Annotated in this window: 13 protein-coding genes and 1 pseudogene; 7 read left to right on the top strand and 7 right to left on the bottom strand. The window is 72.1% G+C overall.

What is annotated here, in order from left to right:
* Window positions 1–9: 9 nt before the first annotated feature.
* Window positions 10–1,650 carry a SulP family inorganic anion transporter gene (locus CG747_RS16500; RefSeq protein WP_257980460.1) on the bottom strand — a complete coding sequence of 547 codons (1,641 nt, stop codon included), beginning with the start codon at window positions 1,648–1,650 and terminating at the stop codon, window positions 10–12.
* Window positions 1,651–2,286: 636 nt separating this feature from the next.
* Window positions 2,287–2,865, bottom strand: a complete 579-nt coding sequence (locus tag CG747_RS16495; RefSeq protein ID WP_100602489.1) for a TetR/AcrR family transcriptional regulator — start codon at window positions 2,863–2,865, stop codon at window positions 2,287–2,289.
* A 227-nt stretch (window positions 2,866–3,092) separates the two neighbouring features.
* On the opposite strand from CG747_RS16495, the gene CG747_RS16490 reads away from it, so the two are divergent.
* On the top strand, window positions 3,093–4,136 hold the full coding sequence (locus CG747_RS16490) for an ornithine cyclodeaminase family protein (RefSeq protein ID WP_100602488.1): 1,044 nt from the start codon (window positions 3,093–3,095) through the stop codon (window positions 4,134–4,136).
* A 124-nt stretch (window positions 4,137–4,260) separates the two neighbouring features.
* Here the strand turns inward: CG747_RS16490 and CG747_RS16485 are convergent, their stop codons facing one another.
* The 3 genes and pseudogenes from CG747_RS16485 to CG747_RS49475 form a co-directional block, all read right to left on the bottom strand.
* On the bottom strand, window positions 4,261–4,938 hold the full coding sequence (locus CG747_RS16485) for a DUF5701 family protein (RefSeq protein WP_100602487.1): 678 nt from the start codon (window positions 4,936–4,938) through the stop codon (window positions 4,261–4,263).
* Between the two features lie 69 nt (window positions 4,939–5,007).
* Window positions 5,008–5,775: a YitT family protein gene (locus CG747_RS16480; RefSeq protein ID WP_257980459.1), complete on the bottom strand. Its 768-nt coding sequence runs from the start codon at window positions 5,773–5,775 to the stop codon at window positions 5,008–5,010.
* A pseudogene (locus CG747_RS49475) lies at window positions 5,772–6,476 on the bottom strand (glutamate racemase); the annotation flags it as partial. The gene CG747_RS16480 and the pseudogene CG747_RS49475, both read right to left, overlap by 4 nt.
* Between CG747_RS49475 and CG747_RS16470 the strand changes: the two are divergent.
* Complete coding sequence (locus tag CG747_RS16470; protein ID WP_100602486.1) at window positions 6,448–7,863, top strand: PLP-dependent aminotransferase family protein; 1,416 nt, start codon at window positions 6,448–6,450, stop codon at window positions 7,861–7,863. The pseudogene CG747_RS49475 and the gene CG747_RS16470 overlap by 29 nt on opposite strands.
* Before the next feature lie 316 nt (window positions 7,864–8,179).
* Window positions 8,180–8,707 (top strand): hypothetical protein, encoded by a 528-nt coding sequence (locus CG747_RS16465; protein ID WP_100602485.1) that lies wholly within the window; start codon window positions 8,180–8,182, stop codon window positions 8,705–8,707.
* A 276-nt stretch (window positions 8,708–8,983) separates the two neighbouring features.
* Here the strand turns inward: CG747_RS16465 and CG747_RS16460 are convergent, their stop codons facing one another.
* Window positions 8,984–10,594, bottom strand: a complete 1,611-nt coding sequence (locus CG747_RS16460; RefSeq protein WP_100602484.1) for a multicopper oxidase family protein — start codon at window positions 10,592–10,594, stop codon at window positions 8,984–8,986.
* A gap of 674 nt (window positions 10,595–11,268) precedes the next feature.
* Complete coding sequence (locus CG747_RS16455) at window positions 11,269–12,204, bottom strand: LysR family transcriptional regulator (RefSeq protein WP_100602483.1); 936 nt, start codon at window positions 12,202–12,204, stop codon at window positions 11,269–11,271.
* 143 nt (window positions 12,205–12,347) lie between these two features.
* Between CG747_RS16455 and CG747_RS16450 the strand changes: the two genes are divergently transcribed.
* The 4 genes from CG747_RS16450 (at window position 12,348) to CG747_RS16435 (ending at window position 17,082) form a co-directional block, all read left to right on the top strand.
* Window positions 12,348–13,403: a YncE family protein gene (locus CG747_RS16450; RefSeq protein ID WP_100602694.1), complete on the top strand. Its 1,056-nt coding sequence runs from the start codon at window positions 12,348–12,350 to the stop codon at window positions 13,401–13,403.
* A 243-nt stretch (window positions 13,404–13,646) separates the two neighbouring features.
* The gene (locus CG747_RS16445; RefSeq protein WP_100602482.1) at window positions 13,647–14,942 is read left to right on the top strand and encodes an amidohydrolase family protein; all 1,296 of its coding nucleotides are present in this window, start codon (window positions 13,647–13,649) and stop codon (window positions 14,940–14,942) included.
* An 8-nt stretch (window positions 14,943–14,950) separates the two neighbouring features.
* Window positions 14,951–16,435 carry an MFS transporter gene (locus tag CG747_RS16440; protein ID WP_257980458.1) on the top strand — a complete coding sequence of 495 codons (1,485 nt, stop codon included), beginning with the start codon at window positions 14,951–14,953 and terminating at the stop codon, window positions 16,433–16,435.
* Window positions 16,432–17,082 carry a GntR family transcriptional regulator gene (locus tag CG747_RS16435; RefSeq protein ID WP_100602481.1) on the top strand — a complete coding sequence of 217 codons (651 nt, stop codon included), beginning with the start codon at window positions 16,432–16,434 and terminating at the stop codon, window positions 17,080–17,082. The genes CG747_RS16440 and CG747_RS16435 overlap by 4 nt, the downstream gene beginning before the upstream one ends.
* The last annotated feature ends 196 nt before the right edge of the window (window positions 17,083–17,278 follow it).

Genomic DNA, 17,278 nt, shown 5'->3' with positions numbered 1-17,278 from the left:
GGGCGCACCTCAGGTCTGCGGAGGGGCGGAGGGCGCCTCCCGGGGCGTGGACGTGACCGGAAGCAGCCGGGCCCGGGCGTGTGCGACGGCCTCGGCGGCGGTCGTGAAGAGGGCGCCCGGCGGCAGCGCGGCCAGGACGCCGAGGGCGTCGAGGTGGGCGCGGTGCGGATCGGAGACACCGGACAGGTGGACCACGGCGCCCCTCCGTAGATGCCGGTCGATGACCTCGGCCAGGGCCAGGATCGCCGTGGTGTCCAGGCCGGTGACCCGTTCCAGGTCGAGAATCACCGCCCGGCCCGGCGACGGGAACACCGGCCGCAGCACGCGGTCCGCCGTGGTGAACAGCAGGGGCCCGGCGAAGCGGTGGACCACGATCAGGGCCTCGGGGGAGGCCGCCGGGGACGGTCCCGTCCCGGTCGTCGGATCTCCCTGGACCGGCACCCACACCTCCTCGACGCGAGCGGTCGCGGTCACCGTACGCAACGCCAGGACCACCGCCAGGGCGGTTCCGGTGAGCACCGCCGTGACCAGGTCGACGGCCAGTGTGAGCGCCCCGGTGAGCGCGGCGATCGCGGCCTGGCCGCGCCCGACCCGGCCGAGGGCACGCAGCGCGGCGACGTCGATCATGCGGGTCGCCGTGGCGATGAGGACGCCGGCCAGCGCCGCCAACGGCACCGCGGCCACCAGCGGGGCGGCGACGAGGACGACGAGGGCCACGACGGCGGCGTTGGTCAGTGCGGCCAGTCGGGACACCGCTCCGGACCGGACGTTGATGGCGGTGCGGCACACGGTGCCGGTGGCGGCCACCCCACCGAAGAACGGAACCGCCAGATTGGCCAGGCCCTGACCGAACAACACCCGCTGGCCGTCGTGCCGTTCGCCGCCGCTCAGCGCGTCCGCCGCGGCCGCGGTCATCAGCGATTCCAACGCGATCAGAACCGTGAGGGTGACCGCCGTGGGCAGCAGCGCGAGGATCTCGCCCGCGGCCAGGAAGCCCGGGGACGGGTCCGGCAGGCCGGTGGGCAGATGCCCGATCCGGGCCAGCGGAAGGTGCGCCGCCGTGGCGACGACCGTGGCCGCGGCGACGGCCAGGAGCGGGAACGGGAGGGCCGGCCGGAGCCGGGCTCCGAGCAGGCTGACCGCCAGGGTCCCCAGGGTGATGCAGAGCGCCGGCCAGTCCGGATCGGTGCAGAAGCCGCTGACGGCCCCGACCGCGCTGGCCGCGACGGCTTCCCCGTGCGGAACGTGCCGTCCCAACGCCGGCGGCACCTGCTGCGCGATGATCACGACGGCCGCACCGAGGATGAAGCCCTTCACCACCGGCGTGGGCACACAACGCATGTAGCGGCTGGCCCGTACCAGCGAGAGACCGAGGAGCATCGTCCCGGTGAGCAGTCCGGTGGTGAGCACCCCGGACGCTCCGTGCGCCTGCGCGATCGGCGCGAGCACCACCGCCAGCACGCCGCTCGGTCCGGTGATCTGCAGGCGCGCCCCGCCGAACACGGCGGCCAGGCACCCGGCCACCACGGCGGTGACCAGTCCCGCGCGGGCTCCCAGTCCGGACGCCACCCCGAACCCGATGGACAGCGGCAGGGCGGCGACCGCGACGGTCAGCCCGGCGAAGACGTCCTTGCGCGGCGCCTGGCGCATCGCCGCTCCCTCGGCCCTGGTCGGCAGGAGCGAGGAGATCCTGAGCCGGCCCACCCGGACCAGGTGCGTGGGCCGCCCCCGTCCGGGGTTCATCGGATGCCTGCCACGGCGATCGAACGGCACGCCCCCACCGGCACGTTTCCGTTCCGGTCTCCCCGACTCGCGCTTCTTCGACTTGCGGCGCTTCTTCGACTCGTGCTTCTTCGGTGCTCCACCGCGTTTCCCGCCCTCTCCCGGAAGATGCCGCTGGTCGTTCATGCCGGGAAAGGAAATCCCCGGCATGGTTGGCCGAAACGCGAAACACCCGATGCGGAAGTGGCGTGGGAACGCGCACCCGGTGGGGTTGACTGTCCAGGCCGTTCGGCATGGTTGCCTTCGAATCCATGCGGCTGACTGTTCTTCAAGCTGGCATATGCGTTACGGCGGGACAAGTGGGAAATGGGGTTCGGGAATTAACCCCGGGGGGCGAACTGTCAACCATCCGGCCGGAGTTCGAAAATTCCCTTTCAATAGCACATCGATATCATGTGACGTACGAAAAGGGGGAGCGGGGAATTCCCGCGTCAGCGTCCCGACCGCCGGACCGAAGAGCGTGAAGGGGCGGGCGGGACGGGACGGAACGGGTCGCAGTGCCGGTCATCGTTCGGCACCCGGCTCCCGCGCGGGCAGGCCGCGGAGAAGCACGTCGAGGAAGAGCTCGAAGCGGGGGGTGCCGTGGCCGAGGTCGAGCGGATTCTCCTGGGCGGCCAGCCAGCTGACGACCGAGGTGATGAAGATGTACCAGCTCTGCTCGGCCAGGTCGGGGTCGACCCCGGCGTTGGTGAACGCGGCGATGACCTCGCTCCGTAGCCGTCCGAAGGAGTGCGAGCTGTGGCGGTGCGGTCGTGAGGAGCGGGTGGCGTAGCCGGGCACGGCGAGGAACTGGTCGTGCATGGCCCGGGCGACGTCCGCGAGCCAGGGCCGCCAGTCATCCCCGGAGGGGCCGTCGTCGGGGAGGATGCGCTCGATCATGACTTCGCTGATGAGGTCGAAGAGTTGCTCGCGGTTCTTGACCCAGCGGTAGAGCGCGGAATGGGACACCGTCAGGCGAGCGGCCAACTCCCGCATGGTCAGCGTGTCGAGGTTCCCGGTCGAGAGCGCGGCGTCGACGATCCGCTCGCGGTTGAGCTGTGCGGGGCGTCCCGGGCGATTTCGGCCTGTCGCGGCATCATCCATGGTCAGGACTGTACGAGACCCCGTTGCCCGGGTTGGCGGTGAAGGCTTGCGCGGGGGAGCGGGGGTGGTCGCGCCGTCATTTGTGACCACTGGTCACAAACTCTGTTACGCTCGCGACGTGTCCAGAGCAACACCCGTACCTTTACCGGGGCCATCCGAGAACGGAGGGGGAGCCGGGACGCAAGTCGCCCTCTCCGCCCTGGTCTCGGGGTCCCTTGAGGAGAAGCATGGAACTGCATCAGGTCCAGTCCCCAGGCGGTGGCGGCGCGGCGTCGGAGGGCACGACCCTGCTGCTGAGCGATGACGAGGTGCGCCGGTCCTGCGACATGGCAGCGATCGTCGACGCCGTCGAAGCCGCGCTCGGCGAGGCTCCGGGACCGCAGTTGGCGTTACCGCCGCGGTCCAACCTGGCGGTCGAGGGCACGTTCTTCAAGGTGATGCCGGCCATCATGCCGAAGGCCGGAGTGCTCGGCCTCAAGATGTTCCACGGCTCGTTCGAGCGGGGCGTTCGCTACCTCGTGGTCCTCTGCGACATCGGGAGCGGCGCGGTCCTGGCCATGCTCGACGCCGACCACCTGACGGCCGCGCGTACCGGAGCCACCTCCGGGGTGGCGACCAGGCACCTGGCCCGGGAGGACGCCACCACCGTCGGGGTCCTGGGGGCCGGCGTCGAGGCCGAAACCAACCTGGCGGCGGTGGCCGCCGTGCGCTCGATCGAAAGGGCGAAGGTGTTCAGCCCCCGGCCGTTCCGGCGGGAGGCGTTCGCCGAACGGATGGGCGCCGCGCTCGACATCGAGGTGGTGCCGGTCGACACCGCCCAGGCAGCGATTGCCGGGACGGACGTGGTGGTCGCGGCGACCCACACCGGTGCCGACGGCCCGGTCGCCCTGCGCGGTGAGTGGATCGGACCCGGGCAGCACATCGTGTCGATCGGCTCGACGATGCCGTCCCGCCGGGAGGTCGACGTCCCCACCTTCACCCAGGCGGACGCCGTCGTCTTCGATGTTGGGGCCGACGTCGTCGCCGCAGAGTCGGGCGACGTCATCGCCTGGCGCGAGCTCGACGCGCAGGCGGTCTCGGCCGTCCCCACCCTGACCGAGCTGCTGCGGGCGGAGGTTCCGGGCCGCCGACGGGTCGACGACATCACCGTGTTCAAGTCGATCGGCGCCGCCACCCAGGACCTCGCCGCCGCCGTCGCCGTGTACGAGCGGGCCCGCGCCCTCAAGACCGGGACGCCGGTCCGCAGCGTCGCGGATCTCAAGACGTTCTGAGGGGCCGCGTCCGCTGTCCCGATGACCGCGCGGCGAACGCCCCCACGCCCGTGAACGCCCCATGCCCGGTGAGGGGCCGGGCTGCCGGCCCCTCACGCTGCACTTGGCGGTCCGATGGATCACTTCACCGCGGCAACGGCCCCTGGGGCCTGCGGCCCGTCGCCGACGCGAAGCCCAGCCAGGTGTGCCGGTTGCCCGCCCAGCACCAGCCGACCTTCGGTGCGTTGCGCCGCTCGCGACCGTCCCGCCCGACGCCGTTGCTGATCCAGAGTGCCGGGGTGCGGGCGTCCAGGGCGCCGTTCGCCTTGTGCAGCCGGGAGCCGATGGTCATGAAGCAGTGGTTGGACTCCAGGGCGGCGGGCTGCTGGAGCACCCAGTGGATGCCCTCGCTGAGCAGCAGCGGCGTGCGGGATTCCGCGGTGAGGGCGGGCAGCGCCTCGTTCGGGCTCCAGTTGGCCATGTGGTCGCCGCGGTCGAGGCCGGTGACGAGGTAGAGGGGGGAGCTGGGGAGTTCGACGGTGTCGAGTGGGGTGAACCGGTCGACGTCGGCCATGTCGGTGACGACGAAGCCGGACTTGTCCGCGTGGCGGAGCAGCGGGGCGAGGGCGGAGGCGGGCGCGCGGTCCGGGTGGACGGCGAGGAGGGCGCCGTCTGCGCCGGTGTGCTCGTCGGCGAAGGCGCGAAGCTCGTCGGCGGTCAGTCCGGCGATCTCGTGGACGTCGAGGTCGATCAGGCGCTCGGCCTGCGCGGCGAGGCCGGGAAGGGTGAGGTCGCTGGTGGCGGTGGGTGCGACTACGGGCACGGCAATCCCTCGGGGTTCGCGGTTCGGGGAACTCGGAAGAGCTGTGGTCCTGGGCGCAACGAGGCGGCTCTACGGATTGTTCCCGGGCGCGCGTCGAAGGCGACGACGGGGGCGGGGCGTGCGGGAGTCCGCGCTGCCGTCACGATAGGCGAACGACGGCAGGAGGAACTGAGTGATCGAGCCGACCGTGAGCGCGTACAGCACGGTGCCGACGCCCACGCTCCCGCCGAGCAGCCACCCCGCGGTCAGCACCGAGATCTCGATCAGCGTACGGACGAGGCGGATGGAGCGCCCGGTCGACGCTGATGCGCTGGTCATCAGCCCGTCGCGGGGGCCCGGGCCCAGGCGCGCGCCGACGTAGACGGCGACGGAGAAGCCGTTGAGGAGGATGCCTCCGACGAGGAGACCGACCCGGGCCGGGATGCCAGGGTGCGGGGGGATGAGCGAGATGCCGAGGTCGGAGGTGTACGCCAGGACGACGATGTTGGCGACGGTGCCGAACGTCGGCTTCTGCTTGAGGGGGATCCACAGCAGGAGTACGAGTACCCCCAGGAGGGCGCTGATCGTGCCGAAGCTCAGGGGAGTCCGGCGCTCCAGTCCCTGGTACAGAACGCTCCAGGGGTTCATGCCCCACGCGGCCCGGACCATGAACGCCAGGCTGAATCCGTACAGGGCGCGGCCGACGAGCAGTTGGGGCAGGCGTCTCAACGGCTGCCGGCCGAGCGGGACGTAGGTGAGCGGTGGCAGGGCGGGGCGCAGGGTGCGTGGTGGGGGAACGGCGGAGCCTTCGGGAGTGCGGGACTGGCGGGAGTGGGAGGCCGGGGCGTTGTCGTTCATGGACGAGCTCCCCGCGCCGGAAGGGTGAGGCCCTGCAGCAACCGGCCTTCCTCGTAGGTCAGTGCCGCCGGTGGAAGCGTCGCCGGGCGCCCGCTCAGGAGCACGGTCAAGGGCCCTTCGGCAGGGGCATGCGGTGCGGGGAGTGCGCCGATCCGGCGCAGTGCCTGGGCGGCGACCGCGCCGGCGGTGCCGTGGAGTGCCGGAGGTGGCAGACCGGGCCGCCGTCGGACGGCCGCGCGGATGCGGTCGGCGACGAGTTCGTAGTGGGTACAGCCGAGGACGACGGCCCGTACGTCGTCCGGGGTGCGGGCCGCCGCGTCGGCCACCGCGCGGATGGTGGCGGCCTCGTCGCCGCTCTCGACGGCTGAGGACAGGCCGGGGCAGGGCACCTCGGTGACGCTCACCCCACGCGCGAACTCGTCGATGAGGCCGCGCTGGTAGGGGCTGCCGGTGGTGGCGGGGGTGGCTCAGACCGCGATCGGTCCGCCGCCGGCTGCGGCCGGTTTGATCGCCGGGACCGTGCCGATGACCGGCAGTCGCGGCTCGAAGCGGGTCCGCAAGGCGGGCAGGGCGTGTACGGAGGCGGTGTTGCAGGCGACGATCAGCGCGTCCGGGCGGTGTGCGGCGGCCGTTTCGGCGACGACGAAGGCGCGGGCCGTCAGCTCCTGCGGGGTGCGTGGCCCCCAGGGCATCCCGCCGGGTACCCGCCCCGCCTACCGTCAACTGGCCCAGTCCCTCAGCGGGCTGATCCTGGACGGGCGGATCGCGCTGCACGTCAGGCTCCCCGCCGAGCGGGCGCTGGCCACCGCCCTGGAGACCAGCAGGCCCACCGTCACCGCCGCCTACGACCTGCTGCGCGAGAACGGTTACGCGCACAGCCGTCAGGGCTCGGGCACCTGGACGGCCCTGCCCGAGGACCGTGCGCCCAGCGGCATCACCCGGGCACTCGCCGCCCCGGACACCGCGATCGACCTGGCCAGAGCCGCCCCCGGCCTGCCCGAACGGGCGCTCACCGACGCCCTCGGCGAGGTCGCGCCCCAACTGGCCGAGCACGCGCACTCCCCGGGGTACCACCCCTACGGGCTTCCGCAGCTACGTGCCGCCATCGCCGAGCGTTTCACCCGGCGGGGCCTGGCCACCCTGCCGGAGCAGATCCTGGTGACCTCCGGTGCCCAGCAGGCGCTCACGCTGACCATGGGCCTGCTGTGCCGCTCCGGTGACCGTGTCCTGGTCGAGAACCCGTCCTATCCGAACGCCTTGGACGCCCTGCGCAGGGCCCGGCTCCGCGCCGCGGCGGTACCCGTCGCGGACACCGGCTGGGACGTGGAGATCGTCGAGTCCACCCTGCGCCATGCGGTGCCCCAACTGGCCTATCTGGTAACGGACTTCCACAACCCGACGGGCTGCCTGATGCCCGACGAGGAACGCGTCCGGATCCTGCGCGCCGCACAACGCTCCGGAACCTGGCTGGTCGTCGACGAAACCCTGACCGATCTCGCCCTCGACGTCCCCGCCCCGGCACCCTTCGCCTCCCACGCAGCGCCAGGCGGGGCCGGTCAAGTCATCACCATCGGTTCGATGAGCAAGACACACTGGGGAGGTCTGCGCATCGGCTGGCTTCGCGCCCCCGCGCGACTGGTGACCGAACTCGCCGCCCAGCGGGTCGCCACCGACATGGGCGGCTCGGTCCTGGACCAACTTCTGGCCGTCGCTCTCCTGGCGCGGGCAACGGACGTGCTGCCGTCCCGCCTGGCGCAGTTGCGCGAACAGCGCGCTGCCTTGGCCGCCGCCCTCGCCGAGCATCTCCCGCACTGGAGCTGGGAATTGCCGCCAGGAGGGCTGTCGCTCTGGGTCGACCTGGGCGGGCCCCTCGCCTCCGCGCTGGCCGAGCGCGCGCTGGACTACGGCGTCAGGATCGAGAGCGGCGCCCACTTCGCCACCGACCCCGGACTCTTCGAACAACGCCTCCGCATCCCCTACACCCTGCCGGCCGACACCCTGCGCGAAGCGGTGCACCGGATGGCCGCCGCGCTCGCCGCCGGTCTTCCGCCGTCCGCAGGCACCCGACGACCGCACTGGGTCGCCTGAGCGGGAGCATCCTGCCCGCATGCCAGATACCTCGGGCCTCGCTCACGCCGCCGATGGAGACCGGCGCGCTGATCGCCCAGGTGTCCCGAGACTGGCTCGTCCACCGCCTCGTATCCCAGCTGAGGCTCTCGTCAGCGTCGGGTAGGGCCGTTGGGGCGGAGTGTCTGCGCCGGCCGTGGTCGGGGCAGCCGGTCGATTGCGACGGCGAGGGATCCGGCGCGTCGCCGAATGCTTGCGGTGCACGTCGTATTAGCCTCTTGTAACTGTCCGCAGTCGCTATATCACGGATTGCAGCTATTCGACCACCGGAGATGAAATGCACAAGCTTCAGAAGACCATTGTCGTGTCCATCGCCCTCGGCGGTTTCGGCTTCCTCGGCGCCGGCGCCGCCTATGCAGACGGCGGGAGGGGCGACATGGGGATCGACGTCAGGCAGGGCTCCCACTGCCGGTCGCACGACGCGAACGTCGACGTCCTCGGCGAGGTCGGGATCCTCAACGGCGTTCTGGGCAACGCGATCGGCGGCGAGGGTTCCCCGGGGGCTCAGAGCACGCGGATGGGCTCGTCCGTGGGCTGCGACAACACCTTCGTCTTCAAGGGAGAGGACGAAGACCGGGGTCGGGGCTCGGAGGGTAGAGAAGGCAGGGGAGACGACGAGGACAAGGGCAGGGGCTCGGAGGGCCGGGAGGGCAACGGCGGCAAGGAAGGCAAGGGCGGCAAGGAGGGCCACGAAGGCCGGGAAGGCCACGGAGGCGGCCGGGACCACAACGGCGGCAAGGAAGGCGCGGACGGCCGGGAAGGTGGGGAAGGTCCGGTGCGCGCGGTAGGCGGGGGCGACGAGTGACGCTGGAGCCCGGCGTCCGCACCACAGTCGGGGCCGGGACACCTTTGGCCTCATCGGGGCCGGGCCGCGGGAGTCCGCTCGGCCCGCAGTCGTAACGAAAGGCCGCTGGCCGGGCTCCTCGGAGAGGCCCGGCCAGCGGCCGTAGTGCGTGGTGAGGCGGATGGAGCGCCGGTAGCGGCAGACGGCCGCGGCGAGACCGGCCGGGTGGCTACGAGGATCGCGTTCGTAGCGGGGGCCGGGCGCGCGGGAGCCAGTCAGCCGGGACTGGCGGGGTCATCACTTCGTCTTGTAGCCCAGGACGGTCATCATCCCCGACTCCGAGTGGTAGACGTTGTGGCAGTGCAGCATCCACAGGCCGGGGTTGTCGGCGTCGAAGTCCACGGCGACCTTCTTGTCCGGCAGGACGATGCTGGTGTCCTTGCGGGGGCCGCCGTCGGGGAGCGCGAAGGTGTGTCCGTGCAGGTGCATCGGGTGCCACATCGTGGTCTTGTTGTGGAAGATGATCCGTACCCGCTCCCCTTGGTGTACGGCATACCGCTGTGAATCCGTGTACGGCCTTCCGTTGATCGCCCAGTCCCAGTCCTCCATGGAGCCGGTGAGGTCCATCTTGATGGTGCGGTCCGGCTCCCTGTCCGAGAGCCGTACCGATGCCGCGGCCTTGAACTTGTCCGCGCTCAGCCCCCCGCTCCGGAGCTCCGTCGGGCGGATCTTCTCGTCGGGCGCGTCGCCGTCACCGGTCCGCAGGAGGGCCTGCGCGGTCTGGTTCTTGCTGCCCGCGGAGAGCGCGGTGAGCGGGAAGACACCGTCCTTCGCCGTGACCAGTACGTCGAAGCGCTCGCCCATCGCGATGAGCAGGCTGTCGGTCTCCTTGTGCTTCACCGGGTAGCCGTCGGTGTGCGTCACGGTCATGTTGTGACCGCCGAGCGCGACGCGGTAGGCGGTGGCGGCGGCCGCGTTGATGAGGCGGATCCGGATGCGGTCGCCGGGCTTGGCACGGAAGGTCTCCCGGTCCCTGGCCGCCCGGCCGTTGATCAGGTGGAACGGATGGTCCACGCTGTCCGAGGGGTCGTCGAACAGCCCGTGTCTGACACGTCTGCGCCACCGGGACGCGGCGGCCGCCGACCGGCCGCCGTGTCTTTGCATGCCGTGGCCGCCGGCCCCACCGGGCTTGTTCTTGTTCAGCTCGGCCAGCATCGCGTCCGGAGTCATTCCGTCGACCCCGTCGAGCCAGTCATCGATCATGACGACCCACTCGTGGTCGTACGAGAGGGGCTCGCGGGGGTCCTCGACGATCAACGGGGCGTACAGCCCGCGGTCGAGCTGCACGCCGACGTGCGGGTGCAGCCAGTACGTGCCGGGCCTGGCGACCGCGAAGGCGTAGTCGAAGGAGCGGCCGGCCTTCACGGTGCGCTGGGTGATGTCGGGCGAACCGTCCATGTCGTTGCGGATCTGCACCCCGTGCCAGTGGATGGTGGTGGAGTGCGGGAGACGGTTGTGGAAGCTCATGGCGACCTTGTCGCCCGCGTCGACCCGCATCACCTTGCCGGGCAGCCGGTCGTCGTATGCCCAGGTGTCGACGATCCGGCCGCCGATGTCGAACTTGGCCGCGCCGGCGGTCATCGTGAAGCGGCGTACGGGGCCCGCCCCCCGGTGCCGCTCCGTTCTGGCGACCTCGGGACCTTCCGGAGAGACATAGCGGGACGCGGGATCGGGGCCGTTGGAACCCGGCGCGTCGGGGCCGTCGTGAGGGTCAAGCGGGTGCGTCATGCCGCGGGCGCGATGCCTGCCGTTTTTGGTGTCCAGGGCGGCGGCCCCGGTGGTCAGCAGTCCGCTGCCGGCGGCGGCGATACCCGCGCCGAGCAGGGCGCGTCTGGAGTGTGTGGGCATAGGAAAAGCACCTCGTGGCGATCGTGTCGGTGTGATGCGTGGTCGGCGAGGGGGCGCTGCACGGACTGCCTGGGGCCTCAGCGGCGGAGCGCGTTCCTCCATGCGCAGCACCGACAGTCGGGGGAGTGGTTTCTGGCGCGGTGGCGGACGTATGGGCCACCATCCGTACGGTCGGCCGCCAAAAGAGCACACGGCTGTCCGGGCGGAGGCGGAGCCCGTGCCGCGGCCGTCGGTGTCCGCCACCGGCCGGCTGTCTTCCTGGCGTGCTGTCATGCCGCCATGGTCAGACACGTCTTGGCGCGTCGTCATGCCGTGATGAGCCATCCGGGCCGCGGCCGTGCACGAGGGCTCAACCGTGCGGACCGACCGTCGGTGTCCCGTCCCCGGCGTGTCCGGCCGTGGGGCGCTCGACCGTATGCGTCGTCACGACCGCGAGGGTCGGCGTTGCGGAGTCGCCCCGGACGACACCGACGACATTGCGGAGCCGCGCTTCTGCCGGCCCTCCTCGTCCGCACGGGAGCCGGGGGCACCGTTGAACCGGAACGGCGGCGGGGCACCGTGCGGCGCTCACGCCCCGGACCGGCCCGAGGCCATCAACGAGCCGTCATACCAACCACGTTGACCCGCGACGTTCACGCCCCTTTCAAGGCCGCGGAGGCGTACCGGTCATCTGCTCAGTGCGTCATCGCGCCCCGTTGTGAGTCGTTGTCGTCCTCCGTGCCCGTCGGCCCCAGGACCGCGGCTGCCAGGCGGTCACGGAACCAGCGGTGCCCCGGGTCGGCCGAGTTGCGGGGGTGCCAGGCCATTCCGAGGTCGAGGGGTGCCAGGTCGAGGGGGACCGGGAAGGTGCGCAGTCCCAGTGCGGAGACGGTGTCGGGGAGCCAGTCGGCGAGGCTGAGCGCGACGAGGTCGGTGTCCCGGGCCAGCATCATCGCGCTGGTGTGACTGGGCACGACGACCGCGATCCGGCGCCGCAGTCCGAGTTCCGCGAGTGCGCCGTCGATGGGTCCCAGGCGCTTGCCGAGCCGGGAGATGCCGATGTGGGCGGCCGCGGCGAAGCGGCGGGCGTCGATCCGCCCGTCGAAGAGGGGATGGCCGCTGCGGGCGACGCCGACCAGCGTCATCCGGGTGAGTCGTCGGGTTCGGATCTCCGGGTCCAGGTGTCCGAGGACGCCCAGTTCGACGTCGACCCAGCCCTGCCGCAGTGCGGGGCCGCCCTCCACCGCCTCCGGCAGGAAGACCACGTCGACGTGCGGGGCCTCCGCGTGGATCCGTTCGGCCAGGGTCCCGGCCAGCCCCGCCAGGAGCAGGTCGGCGGCCTGCACGGTGAAGGTGCGTTGGAGATGCACGGCGTCGAAACCGGCTCCCGGCCGCAGGACGTCGTCGCAGCTGTGCAGCAACGCGCCGACCTCGTCCCGGAGTTCCAGGGCCCGCGGCGTCGGGACCATGCCCTGGCCTGCACGGACCAGTAGGGGGTCGCCGACGGCACGGCGGAGCCTGGCCAGGGTGCGACTGGCGGCCGCCGGTGACGTACCGAGTCGCTCCGCGGCCCGCGTCACGCTGTTCTCCTGGAGCAGGATGTCCAGGGCCCGCAGCAGATTCAGATCCATCAGCGCTCCTGAGCTGCATTTTTACGCCTGAGGCAATGATTGGGTGCCGATCTTTGCATTGTCGCGGAATCTTCTCGGGCGGAGAGTGGGGATGTCCACGGAGACGCGTGGGCATCCCCTGCACCCTGTTCCAGGAGGTCTCTGTGCAGCAGTCCCCTCGGGCCGGTCGAGAAGGCGACGTGCTGGCCGTGGTCAGCCAGAGCGGGCCGACGGTCTCGTTCTTCGACGCCGCCTCGGACCGGCACCTCGGATCGGTCGAAGTCCTCGCCGAGCCGCACGAGTTGTGCTTCGACCCGACGCACCGCCTGCTGTGGTGCACGACGACGTATCGGTCGGGCTACTACCACGCGAACAGCGGCCGGCGCACCGAGTTGACCGTCATCGACCCCGACACCCGCCGCATCGTCGAGGTCGTGGACCTCGCCCCGGAGCACGGGCCGCACGGGCTGGCGCTGGACCCGGCGCGCGGCCGCCTCTACGTCAGCGTGGAGGGCTCGGCGGATCGGCCCGGCGGCGTCGTGGTGATCGACACCGGGACCCGCCGGCCCCTGGGCCGGATCGACACGGACGCGCCCGGCCCGCACTGGTTCGCCATCGACCCGGTGGGCAGAACGGGTTACGCCACCAACAAGGAGGCGCCGTTCGTCTCGGTGGTCGATCTCGAACGGGCGACCCTCACCGCGAAGGTCGAGGTGCCGGGCAGTGAGGGACTCGCCGTCTCCGCCGACGGCACGCACGTCTTCGTCGCCTCGCCCTATGGCGGTTCCTTCTTCGACGGCGATGAGGAGCGGCCGGCCACCGGCATCCGGGTGATCGACGCCCGGACGGCGACCGTCGTCGACACTCTGCCCACGGAGGACGTCGTCCTGCCGGTGCACCTGACGTCGACGGGCAGGCTGCTCGTGGGCGAGGTGCGGGTGGCGCCCGACCCGGCGTCCCGGCTCGGACGCCATGTGCCGGGTCGCCTCACGGTGTTCTCCGCCGACACCCGCAAGCGGTTGGGCGAGTTCGAGGTGGGGCACTGCCCGCTGACCGTCACCTCGTCGCCCGACGGCCGGATCGCCTACGTGGCCTGCGTCGCCTCTTCCACCGTCGACATCGTCGACCTGGAGACGCTGCGGGGGCTGGCCCGGCTGGACCTCGCCAAGCTCGGCGAACCCGGCGCCCACGGCCTGGCCTACATCCCACGGCCGGCCTGACCTCCCCGAGGGGCGATCCCTGGGGGACGATTCCCGAGGGGTGATCCCGGGCTCGGGACCTGAGCGGGAGGCGTCTGGGACGGGTTCCTGAAATGGGATACCAAAAATTCAACATCGGCGGTTGAGTCGCCCCTGTGCGTCCCATATGTGGCTCAAGTGCGCGCCGAAACCTCTTGTCGTTTGCCGATGATTCGGTATACCAATTGGGCGATCGAGGGAAATCGGAGTGCTGAGGAGCCCGCCATGTGTGTCGAGTCCGTCCCGCCCCCGCCCAGTCGGGTCACTCGCCGCGGTGTCCTCGCCGGGGCCGCCGCCCTGGCCGGAACCGCCGCCCTCTCGGCGGCACCGGAGGCCGCCGCGGCGCCCGCGCGGGGAGCCGCCGGCGCTCCGGACCGGGGCGCGCCCCGCACCGGCGACCTGGTCGTCGAGGGCGGCACACTGGTCGATCCGGCGACCGGTGACGTCACCGAGGACGCCGTCGTCGTGATCCGCGACGGTGTGGTGCGCGCCGCCGGGGCGCGGGCGCGGATCGACGTCCCGGCCGCCGCCCCGTGCCTCGACGCGCACGGCCGGTGGGTGCTGCCGGGCCTGATCGACGCGCACATCCACCTCAACACCGCCGCCGAGGCCCGCGACGCCGTCCGCAAGGGCGCCACCAGCGCACGCAGCGGCTCCACCAACTTCTATCAGGACATCGCCGTACGGGAGTTGGCCCGCCAGGCTCCCGAGCAGGCCCCCCGGTTGCGTGCCGCGGGCGTGTTCGTCACCCCCGACCTGGGGGACACCGTGCTCGCCGACCCGGATCTCACCCGGCTCGCGCGCCTGAAGGACGGTGTCCGCTCGGCCGAGGCGCTGCGCCGGGTCGTCCAGGTGAACCTCGCCCGCGGCGCGGACGTCATCAAGACCCGGGTGAACGAGCGCGCCGGACTGCCGGAGCAGGACCCGCTGACGCAGGTCTACTCGTACGAGCAGCTGTCCGAGATCGTGGCGGCGGCCCGGCGCGGCGGGACCGGGGTGCTGTGCCACAGCTACAGCGAGCGCGGCTGCGACGACGCGGTGCGGGCGGGGATCCGGTCCCTGGAGCACGGTGTGTTCGTCGGTGAGCGCACTCTGCACGACATGCGGCGCAGGGGCACGTACTTCACGCCGACGTTGACCGCCATCGCCGGGCTCGTCGACGAGTCCGACCCGGTGCTCGCCGAACGCGGACGCGCGTACCTGCCGGTCCTCAAGGAAGCGGTGCGCGCCGCGCACGAGCTGGGTGTCCCGCTGGCGGCCGGCACGGACTCCTCCGGTGGCGCGGTCGAACCGATCGGCCGGGAGGTGGAGTTGATGCGCGCGGCGGGCCTGTCGGCGCTCGACGCGATCCGCACGGCCACCACGCAGGCGGCCCGGCTCCTCGGTCTGGAACGGACGGCGGGGCGTCTGGCGCGCGGCTTCGCGGGAGACCTGCTCGTCGTCGACGGCGACCCGCTCGCCGACGTGTCCGTGCTCAAGAAGCCGTACCGCGTGGTGCGCGCAGGGCTGCCCCTCCAGTAAGGACGGCCATGGCCGAGAGTGCCCGCCCGACCTCACCACCCCGTGTCCCCGCGCAGCAGCCCCCGCCGCTCGCGCATCCGCGGCGGTGGTGGGCGCTGTGTGTGCTGGGCCTGGCCCAGTTGATGATCCTGCTGGACAGCACCATCGTGAGCGTGGCGATGCCGTCGCTCCAGACCGAACTGGGGATGGCCGACGGCGACCGCCCTTGGGTGGTCACGTCCTACACCGTCGCCTTCGGCGGACTGCTGCTGTTCGCCGGGCGCATCGCCGACCACGCGGGCCGCACCCGGGTGTTCGTGTCCGGGCTGGTCGGCTTCGCCGTGGCCTCCGCGGCCGCGGGCGCGGCCCCCACGGCCCAGGCACTGTTCGCCGCGCGTGCCGTGCAGGGCGCGTTCGCCGCGCTGCTGGCCGCGTCGGCGCTCGCCCTGGTCGCCACGAGCTTCCCCGATCCGGCCGAACGCCGCCGGGCCATCGCCGTCTTCGGGGCGCTGGGCGGTGCCGGCGCGTCGTTGGGCGTCGTCCTCGGCGGGGTGCTCACCCAGGGGTTCGGATGGCGCTGGTGCCTGCTGGTCAACGTGCCCATCGCGCTCGTCGCACTGCTCGGTGCGGCGTGGATGCCGCGCGACCGCTCGCCGCGGGTCTACGGCCGTGTCGACGTCAGCGGCGCCGTGCTGGGCTGCGGCGGGCTGACCGCGCTGGTCTACGGCTGCAGCCGGGCCGAGGCGGACGGCTGGGCGGCGCCGTCCGTGCTGGGCGCGTTGCTCGGCGGCGCCGCACTGCTGGTGGCGTTCGGCGTGCGGCAGACCCGCGCCGCGGTGCCCCTGCTGCCGCCGAAGCTGGTACGCGACCGCGGCCGCGTGGCGGCGCTGCTGGCCGGGGGCGCCCTGATGATGTCCCAACTGTCCGTCTCGCTGTTCCTCACGTACTACCTGCAGACGGTGCTGGGGTGGTCCGCCATGGCCGCCGGCCTCGGCTTCCTGCCGATCAGCATCGTGACGACGGCGACGGCCACCCAGCTCGGCACCCGCCTGCTGCCCCGTTTCGGGCCGCGCGTGATGATGACGGCGGGCCTGTGCATCTCGGCCGGCGGACTGTGCCAGCTCACCCTCCTGGGGCCGGAATCCGCGTACCTGACGAGCGTCCTCCCGGCGCTGGCCACCTTCTCCGTCGGGCTGGGCGGAAGCTTCCTGGCCATCATGAACGCTGCCACCACCGGGGTGCCCGCCCAGGACGCCGGGATCGCCTCCGCGGTCGTCAACTCGGTTCAGCAGGTGGGCGGTTCGATCGGCTCGGCGGTCTTCAACACCGTCGCCGCCAGCGCGGCCGCGGCCTTCCACGGGGGCATGCGGGCGGCCACCCTGCACGGGTTCACCGTCGCCGTCCGCTACCCCATGGGCGTCCTGCTGCTCGCGGCGGCCGCCACGGCCACGCTCGGCCGCTCGCGACGGCGAGCGCCGGACGCCGTACGGGCCGATGAGAGAATGGGCCCATGACAGGGTCTGGAGGGTTCGAGCCCGAGTCGGAGCGGGTCACACGACAGTTGCGCGACGAGATCATCGACGGTGCCCGCAAGCCGGGCAGCAAGCTGGTCGAACGGGAACTCGCCGCGGAGCTCGGGGTGAGCCGGCTGCCGATCCGGGACGCCCTGAAGGCACTGGTGACCGAGGGACTGGTGACGCCGCGCCCGCGGACGTGGGCCGTGGTGCGGGAATTCACGCCGACCGACCTCGCCGACCTCGACGAGGTGCGGTCGGCCCTGGAGACGCTGGCCTTCCGGCTCGCCGCCCAACGGCGCACCCGCGCCGGGCTGGCGAGGCTCCGCGCCGACCTCGACGCCGAGCTCACGGCGGCAAGCCAGGGAGACGCCGTCCGGGCCCGGCGGGCGGCGGCCGACTTCCACGAGACGGTGATCTCGCTGGCTGACAACGAGTTGCTCAACGAGCTCGAACGCCCCCTGCGCAGCCGGATGCGCTGGCTCCTGGCGCAGCACGACGACCTGCTGGCCATGGCGAAGGAGCACGAAGAGCTCTACGACGCCCTGGCCGACCGGGACGAGAACCGGGTCGCGGAGCTGGTCGCGAAGCACCTGGAGAGCGGTCGCAGCGCGGCCGCCGCCCGCCGCAAGCAGCGCCAGGACTGAACCGGGGTAGAGCGCCCCGCCCGGACGCCCCCCGAGCCGCGGATCGGCTGCCGACCGAACGCGGCCATCAGGCGTACTCCCGCACCGTGTTCGACATCGCGCCGTTCGGCGAAGTGGTGACTGTGGGGCCGCAGGGGGTGTACGAAACCCCCGCTGCCACAGCCCCGGACACGGCCTCCGCCACAGCCCTCCGCCA

Source organism: Streptomyces sp. CB02959, assembly GCF_002803155.1.
GTDB lineage: Bacteria > Actinomycetota > Actinomycetes > Streptomycetales > Streptomycetaceae > Streptomyces.
The sequence above is the reverse complement of the archived record's forward strand: the minus strand, read 5'-3'. Positions and strand labels throughout refer to the sequence as shown.